Below are 8,153 nucleotides of genomic sequence, written 5' to 3' on the forward strand. Positions count from 1 at the left end.
CTCAGCTTCCCCCTGTGCGTCACTGCGCTGACGCTGGTCCTCGGCGGTCAGATCTTCGCAGGGCAGGCAGTGGCCCGCGACTACGGCCAGCAAGGCACCGTCTGGCCGGTGATCGAGCCCGATCTCCTTCAGCAGATCCATGCGCGCCTCCAGCACCTCGAAAAAACCGGCGAGACGGCCCGGCTTAACGAGGATTTGAAGCGGCGGACCATCGCACGGGTCAAGCGCCCGGCGCCGGTAGCCGGAATTGTGCCGACATCGGCCATGCGGCGCTGGAACTTCGATCCGACCATCACGGTCGAAGCCGACATCCGCGATGACAAGGGCCGGGTCATCATGGCGCGCGGCACCCGGGTCAATCCGCTCGATACGGTGCCGCTGCGCGCGCCGTTGGTCTTCCTCAATGGCGACGATGCCGCACAGGTTGACTGGGCCGCCAGGCGCTACGCCGGAACGACGGCCAAGTTCATCCTGGTGAACGGCGCCCCGCTCGATCTGATGAAGGCACGCCAACGGCGTTTCTATTTCGACCAGGGCGGCAAGCTTGTCGAACGCTTCGGCATCCGTGCGGTGCCGGCAACGGTCGAGCAGCAGGGCCGCGTCCTCCTCATCACCGAACAGGCCCTCAGGCCCAAGCCTGGACAACAGCCATGATCTGGAAATCTCGCCCAGCAGCAAGGCACTGCTTTGCGCTTCTCGCCTCGCTGCTCCTGGCTTTTGCCAGCAGTTCCCCGGCGTCCGCTTCGGCGGGGCCGGGCCGCTGCACCGGCAAGTTCGTCAACCCGATTACCGACATCTGCTGGTCGTGCCTGTTCCCGATCTCGATCGGTGGCCTGAAGATCTGGCCATCGGGGCGGCCAGACCCCGACAATCCGGCGCTGCCGGTTTGCCTGTGCGGGCTGCGCCCTGGCATTGCCATGGGGTTCTGGGAGCCGGTGCGGCTTGCCGACGTCAGCATGAAGCCGTGGTGCTTCGTCAACCTCGGCGGGATGAAGCTCGACCCCGGCTTCGACATTGGCTTCAAATCGATGGCAGGTCCCTCGGCGGTCGGCGGCGCGACGCAGTATAACTCGCAGTGGCACGTCCACTGGTATGCGTACCCGCTGATCTACTGGATGGAGATCGTCGCCGATTTCCTGTGCCTTGAATCGGGCTCGATCGACATTCTCTACATCACCGAGATCGACCCGCTCTGGCAGGACAGCGAGCTCACTGCGATCATCAACCCTGAGGCCGTGCTATTCGCCAATCCGCTGGCGCTGGCGGCATGCGCTGCCGACTGCGTCCTCGCAACGGCCAAGCTGCCGTCGGACGCGCTGTTCTGGTGCGCGGGCTGCCAGGGCACGATGTATCCGCTCAACGGCAACGTCTCGGCAACGATCGGCCATGTCCAGGCCTCGCGGCTTGCCCTCGCCCGCTTTGCCTACAAGCTCCACCGCGAACTCGTCGCCTGGGGCACGATGGGCGGCAAAGGCCTGTGCGGCAAGTACCTGATGCCGGTGATGCGCAAGCAACAATACCGCTTCCAGGCCACCAATCCCAATCCGCAGACCAAGGGCCGCTATGCCTGCGCGCCCATTGGCGCTTCCACCACCTTCATGTCGGCAGGCCAGGTCTACCCCGCGATCGGCGAGGACATGGGCTATCTGGTCTGGCGCAAACGGAACTGTTGCGCGCTATGAAAACCTCCCTCCACCATTTTGTGCTGGCAGCACTTGCGAGCACGGCGGCCCTCGGCGGCGCGCTTGCCCAGAGCACCGCCCCGGACATCGATCTCGAGGCGATCCGTGCGCGGGCGGCTAGCGAAGCCGGTGAGGCCGATGCGCTCGCGGCCCAGGCCCGCGCGCGGGCCAGCGCGGTGACGGCCGAAGCAACCGCGAGCGCGCAGGACGGTAAGGCCAACGGCCGGCGCTATGCGAACGAACCCAAGCCGCGCGGGCAAACCAGCGATCCGGCATTCGACTTCGACCGGATGGTTGTCGATGCGGGCGACATGGCCAAGCAAGGCATGGGCGAGGCCCCTCGCTTCATTGCCTTTGCGTCGCTGTCGATGCCGGCCCCCGCTCTCCGGCAGATGATGGATGACGTGACGCGCGCCGGCGGCGTGGTCGTGTTCCGCGGGCTTACGCAAGGCTCGGCCAAAGTCATGACCGATGCCTTGTCCCGTGTCCTGAAGCCCGGCGAACAGATGCACGGTGTCGGGATCGACCCGCGCCTGTTCCGCGCCTTCGGCATCGAAGCCGTGCCGACCTACGTCGTCACCTCGAGCGACTTTGACCTGTGCGACGGCTTCGATTGCACCACCGCCGTCCCGCCCTTCGATCGCATGAGCGGCAATGTGACCACGGCCCATGCGCTCACGACCTTTGCGCAAGGCAGCGGCCCCGGCGCGAAGCTCGCCGCCCAGCATCTCGCCCGACTTGAAAGGCAAAAGCCATGAAAGGCACCTTCTTCGCGAGCATCGCGCTCGCACTCATGGGCCCCACCCTCGCCCACGCTCAGGCCCAGGGCACCATGGATGCCGCCAAGGCCGACGGGAAAGCCTTTGGCAAGGACAAGGCCGGGACGGCGCAAAATGCCGCGACGGTCCAACCCGATGCCAGCCGGGTGCCCAATTTCGGCGGGGTTCCGAGCCAATCGGGCTACTTCGACGACCCCGACCGAATGAGCCGTGAAGCGGCCAGTCAGACGAGCATCAGCACCGGTTATCGCACGATGAAGGATTCGATGGATCGGCGCGCGCGCTTCGCGCCGCAGGATCTCGATGCGACCATTGCGCGCAGCAAGGTCATTAGTGACGATCCGCTCTCCTATACGAGCGGCATGGCGATCGGCGGCACCCAGGGCCGCTGCGTCCCCCTGCCTCCGGGAACGGGCAGCGCCGCACGCTACATGGCCACCTGCAACACCGGCTACACAGCGACCCAGGAGGCGAAGAACTGCCCGGTGACGCTCACCGCCCGGGTCGAGCAGCGGCAGGTCTACGGCTATTATTGCGTCGGCGGCAGCGGGGTTGATCCAGCTACGGTTTACAACTGCAACCGCTATCCAGCGCCGCAGTGCACGGTCACGCAGTCCTACCCCATCAACCTGTGCGATCCCTATCTGGGCATCTACTGGGGTTGCAACTCGGGCGACCTCCGGGTCGATCTGGTCAGCTGCACGTCCCCGGTCGACGGCGCGACGCCCTACACGGTGACAGGCGAGAATGTCGTCACGACGACGCGCGACGAAAGCCAGTGCGCCAGCCTCGCCGGTGATAGCAGTTGTCAGCAGGACACCGAGAGCTGCACCGACAGCGAACCGGTGACGCGCATCGTCGATGGCGTGGCTTTCACCCAGCCCTGCTGGGCCTGGTCGCGCAGCTACGCTTGCGCGACCTATACCGAGGCGCAGGACTGCCAGACGCTGGAAAGCACGCCCGGCTGCAAACTGGTGCGCGAGGATTGCCTGACGGACGAGCCGTGCCGAACCTGGGAGCGGGTCTATGACTGCCCGGTTCCCGACCAGCCGGCGAACACCAACCAGTTCATCTGCGACGGCGACGTCTACTGCATCGACGGCTCGTGCGAGACGATCGAGCGCGAGGCCAATGACGAGTTCAAGGATGCCGCGGTTGCCCTCAATGCGATGGGTCAGGCGCGGCGCGAGTTCGATCCCGACACACTCAGCCTGTTCAAGGGCACCCGCGAAACCTGTTCGTCCAAGGTCTTCGGCATTCTCAACTGCTGCAAGGGCAAGGGTTTTCCGCTCATCCCGGGAATCCAGCTGCTCGTGGCCCTGGGGTGCAGCCGTGAGGAGATGCTGCTCCACGAGCGCGATGTGCAAGGCCTGTGCGCCTATGTCGGGACCTATTGCTCGTCCTCGTTCCTCGGCGTCTGCCTGACCAAGAAGAAGGTCTACTGCTGCTTCGAATCCAAGCTCTCGCGGATCCTCCAGGAGCAAGGCCGCCAGCAGCTGGGCCGGCCCTGGGGCAAGCCCAAGACCGAGCAGTGCCTTGGCTTCACCATCGACGAGTTCGCCCGGCTCGACCTCTCGCAGATGGATTTCAGCGAGGTCTATGCCGAGTTCACCGATGCCGCCCGCCTGCCTGACGAACTCCAGGCTGCCACCGAAATCCAGCAGAAAATCGAGGACTACTATGCCCGCGCACGCCAGTAAGGCCAGCGGGCGGCTTCTGGCCGCCTGCCTCACTCTCATCGCCTCCTGCCCGTTCGTTGCCGCCCCGGCGTCGGCCGAGGAGCCGCCACTCATCTCGGCCAGCGACAAGCAGGATAGCTTCTACTGCGCGGAGCGCCGGCTCGGATACTGGTTCTACTGCACCAGGCCCAAGCCGCCCGAGCGCGACACGGCAATTCCGGCCCCGAGTGCCAGCGCGACCAGCCAGCTCGACGCGGTCACGGCGACGTTGCGCGAACTCAAGGCGAAGGCGATCCTGGAGCCGACGCCCGCCAATGTGACGGCCTATATCCGGTTCCAGCGCGAACAGCTCGACCGCGCCTCGCTGTTCAGCGATGTCTGGCAGCGGGCGATCTGGCAGGACCCCGACCTCGACTACACGTTGCAGCGCCCCGTCTCGACGCTCGGCAAACGCCAATGGCAGGACGCGCGGAGTTCCGAGCGCGACACGGTCATGGGCAATCTCTCGCAGCGCTACGGCCTGTTCTACTTCTTCGCGCAGAGCTGCGGCGCCTGCGAAGTCATGTCGCCGATCGTGCAAGGCGTCGCCTCGACCTGGCACATCACCGTGCGCGCGATCTCGACCGACGGCGGTCCGTCGCGGCATTTCCCGAGCTACACCGTCGAGACCAACCAGCGCACCCGCATGGGGCTCGAGCCCAAGGTCACGCCGGCGGTTGTGCTGTGGGACGCCGCCAAGGGCCGCGCGATCCCGGTCGGCTACGGCGTGATGTCCGCCGACGAGCTTCAGGACCGCATCTACCTCCTCACATCGAAGGAAGCCGGACGTGACTACTAGGATGAAACGCCCAAAAGCAGCGTTCCTCGCCGCGCTCCTCGCGGCCACCCTCCCTCTCAGCAGCGGCTCGGCTGACGTCGGCAGTTCGATGGACTCGTTCCTGAACGATGTCGGCGGCGCGGCCAACGTGAACGGCCCGACCGCGTTCCAGGGCCAGTCGGCAGGTTATTACAGCCTCGGCAACGTCTGGACCCGGTTCCCGCAGAAGACGACCAACATCGCCAACCTGCAATTGCCGCGTGCCCGTGCGGGCTGCGGCGGCATCGATATCTTTGCCGGCTCGTTCAGCTTCATCAATGCGAGCGAGATCGTCGCGATGCTGAAAGCGGTCGCCAACAACGCGGTTGGCTTTGCCTTCAGCCTGGCGATCGACACCGTCTGCCCCGAGTGCTCGAAGATCATGCAGGAGTTCAGCCAAAAGGCTCAGCTCATGAACAACCTCAACATCAACAGCTGCGAGATGGCCCAGGGTCTGGTCGGCGGCATCTGGCCCAAGGGCGACCTTGCAGACAAGGCGATCTGCGAGGCAATCGGCAATTCCGAAGGGATATTCTCCGACTATGCCGCCGCCAAGCATGGCTGCGGCACCAAAGGCCAGCGCGCCAGCACTACGGCGCAAGGATCGGGCAAGTACGATGACGTCAATCCCGGGGTGGCGCGGAACTACACCTGGACCATCCTCAAGAAGTCCGCGTTCTTTTCGCCAGGCGGCACCTTCGACCGCGAACTGGCCGAATATGCGATGACGCTCATCGGCACGATCATCTATGTGCCGTCCAAGGACGACGAGCCGGGCAAGTTCGTGCCGATCGCGGGTGAAGCGTCGTCAACGCTCGTGACCTCGCTGCTCGATGGCACCGGAGCCAACCGCGTCCTCATTTTCAACTGCGACGAGACTGACAAGTGCCTCGATCCCGGCTTCAAGTCGTTCGCGCTGCCAGCGTCGAAGGCGCTGCGGCCGCGGGTGGCGGCGCTGATCGACGGCATGGTCCAGGCGATCCATGACGACACCCCGATCACCGATGCGCAGAAGGAACTGCTCCAGGTCGCCTCGATCCCGCTCTACAAGATCCTGACCGTCCAGGCCGCCTATGGCCGCGGTATGCCGACCGATGACCGCGAGACGCTGGCGGAGATCGCCAGTGTCGATCTTCTGTTCGCGGTCCTGGACCGGATCGTCAGCGAAGCGGGCCGGTCGATGTCGAGTTTCATCGGCGCCGACGAAGCCAAGATCGCCATGTGGCAGGGTCAGGTGAACGTGGTGCGCCAGGCGCTCGCCGACCGGCAGGCGAACACACATCTGCGCGTCAGCGCGATCATGCAGATCATCGAGAAGACGGCGTTCATCGAGAACGTGCTCGCGACCCAGATGTCGCCGGGCATGGCCGCCGCACTCGACTGGTCGCGCGGGGTCCAGAGCCGCGCCCTCACCCACTGACGCTTCCCTTCTTCCCCCTCTTCGCAGGATGCGAATGCAATGGTCGAGATTTTCACGGTTGGCGGCGGCGACTACCTGGTCAACGTGTTCCAGGCGGTCGCAGCATGGACCGGCAACGGCGGCTACAAGAGCCTGCTTCAGGTGGTGATGGTAATGGGGCTGGCGCTCTCGGCGCTGACCCTCGCCTTCAACCAGGACTGGCGCGCGTGGATCAACTGGTTCCTCGGCGCGACGCTCATGTATTCGTGCCTCATGGTGCCGCGCATCGACGTGCATGTGACCGACCGTCTGAACCCGAGCCTGGCACCGGCCAATGTCAGCAATGTGCCACTGGGCCTCGCGCTGATGGCAAGCTTCACCAGCCAGGTCGGCGACTATCTCACCGGCTCGGCCGAGGTCGTGTTCGGCCTGCCCGGCGATCTCAACTATTCGCGCAACGGCATGATCTACGGCGCGCGGCTCTACGATGCGACGCGGTCCCTGCGCATTTCCGATCCCGAATTCGCCGCCAATCTCGACGAGCATTTCCGGCAATGCGTGTTCTACGACGTGCTGCTTGGCCGCTATTCGATGAAGGAACTGGCCGAGACGAACGACATCTGGGCGACGATTGCGCCGGGGAGCCAGGCCCGGGCACAGCGCTTCCTGAACCGTGACGCCGCTTCGGGCCAGGTCACCTCGACGATCATTACCTGCCGCGAAGCCTACGATGCCCTGAACGCCCAGTGGACCGGGCTCATCGACGGCATGGGAACGGTCTTCGGCCGCCAGCTCTACCCAAACCAGACGGCGGCGCTGGCCAAGGCCAAGCTGTTCTCGGACCTGCCGGTCGCCTACCAGTACCTCGCCGGTGTGTCGGCCAGTGCGACCGACATCTTCAAGCAGACGCTGACGATCAACGCGATGAGCCAGGCGATGCACTCGCTGGCAGGCGGCAGCGGCGCGGGCAATGTCGATGTCTATGCCCAGACCCGCGCCGAGATCCAGACCGAGCGGACCTATTCATCCATCGCCAGCAACGCCATGAAATGGGTGCCGATCCTCAATATCGTTCTGACCGTACTCTTCTACGCGCTGTTCCCGGTGCTGTTTCCGCTGTTCCTGATGCCGCGCACGGGGCCGGCCGCGCTCAAAGGCTATGTGATCGGGTTCTTCTATCTCGCGGCCTGGGGGCCGCTCTTCGTCATCCTCCACATGATCCTGATGTTCAAGGGCGCGGCTGACGTGGCAGGCGCGGGTGGTGGCGCTGGCATGACGCTGGCGACATTTTCGGGGATGACCGACGTCAACAGCGACATCGGCATATTGGCAGGCTATCTTGTGGCATCAGTGCCGTTCCTGGCTGGCGGCATCGCCAAAGGCGCGCTCGCGATCTCGGGGCACGCGACCTCCTATCTCAATCCGTCCCAAAACGCTGCCGAAGAGGCTGCGCGCGAGGCCAGCACCGGCAATGTCTCGCTTGGCAACACTAATCTGGAAACATCGAGCATCCTCACCCGCCAATATGGCCAGGCATCAATCGCGCCGTCCTTCACCTATGGTGCCGGGCAAACACGTGGATATGGCCAGACCGGGACACTCACCACCAGCTTTCCGGACGAAAGCTTTGCCCAGGTGCCCAACTCGCAATATCCGTTCACCCCCAACCTTGGTCAGGAATTTACGTCACGCCTGTCGACCATGGCAAGCCAAAGCCGGGGCAACAGCGAGACTTTCTCCAACCTCGCCCAGCAATCG

General features: G+C 64.7%; 7 protein-coding genes. All 7 read left to right on the top strand.

What is annotated here, in order from left to right:
• The first annotated feature begins 12 nt into the window (after window positions 1-12).
• Window positions 13-654, top strand: coding sequence for a type-F conjugative transfer system protein TraW (gene traW, locus RMO89_RS13690; RefSeq protein ID WP_310533772.1), 642 nt, complete (start codon window positions 13-15; stop codon window positions 652-654).
• On the top strand, window positions 651-1,682 hold the full coding sequence (traU, locus tag RMO89_RS13695) for a conjugal transfer pilus assembly protein TraU (protein WP_267251058.1): 1,032 nt from the start codon (window positions 651-653) through the stop codon (window positions 1,680-1,682). The genes traW and traU overlap by 4 nt, the downstream gene beginning before the upstream one ends.
• The gene (gene trbC, locus RMO89_RS13700) at window positions 1,679-2,440 is read left to right on the top strand and encodes a type-F conjugative transfer system pilin assembly protein TrbC (RefSeq protein ID WP_310533760.1); all 762 of its coding nucleotides are present in this window, start codon (window positions 1,679-1,681) and stop codon (window positions 2,438-2,440) included. The genes traU and trbC overlap by 4 nt, the downstream gene beginning before the upstream one ends.
• A complete protein-coding gene (locus RMO89_RS13705; RefSeq protein WP_409035557.1) occupies window positions 2,437-4,161 on the top strand; it encodes a conjugal transfer protein TraN in 1,725 nt (574 codons plus the stop codon). The genes trbC and RMO89_RS13705 overlap by 4 nt, the downstream gene beginning before the upstream one ends.
• On the top strand, window positions 4,142-4,978 hold the full coding sequence (locus RMO89_RS13710) for a conjugal transfer protein TraF (RefSeq protein ID WP_310533761.1): 837 nt from the start codon (window positions 4,142-4,144) through the stop codon (window positions 4,976-4,978). Before RMO89_RS13705 ends, RMO89_RS13710 begins: the two co-directional genes overlap by 20 nt.
• A gap of 1 nt (window position 4,979) precedes the next feature.
• Window positions 4,980-6,416, top strand: coding sequence for a conjugal transfer protein TraH (locus tag RMO89_RS13715; RefSeq protein ID WP_310533776.1), 1,437 nt, complete (start codon window positions 4,980-4,982; stop codon window positions 6,414-6,416).
• A 39-nt stretch (window positions 6,417-6,455) separates the two neighbouring features.
• Window positions 6,456-8,153, top strand: a 1,698-nt coding sequence (locus RMO89_RS13720) for a conjugal transfer protein TraG N-terminal domain-containing protein (RefSeq protein ID WP_310533763.1), incomplete at its 3' end; no start/stop codon positions are given.

This window comes from Novosphingobium sp. (genome assembly GCF_031424035.1).
Taxonomy (GTDB): domain Bacteria; phylum Pseudomonadota; class Alphaproteobacteria; order Sphingomonadales; family Sphingomonadaceae; genus Novosphingobium.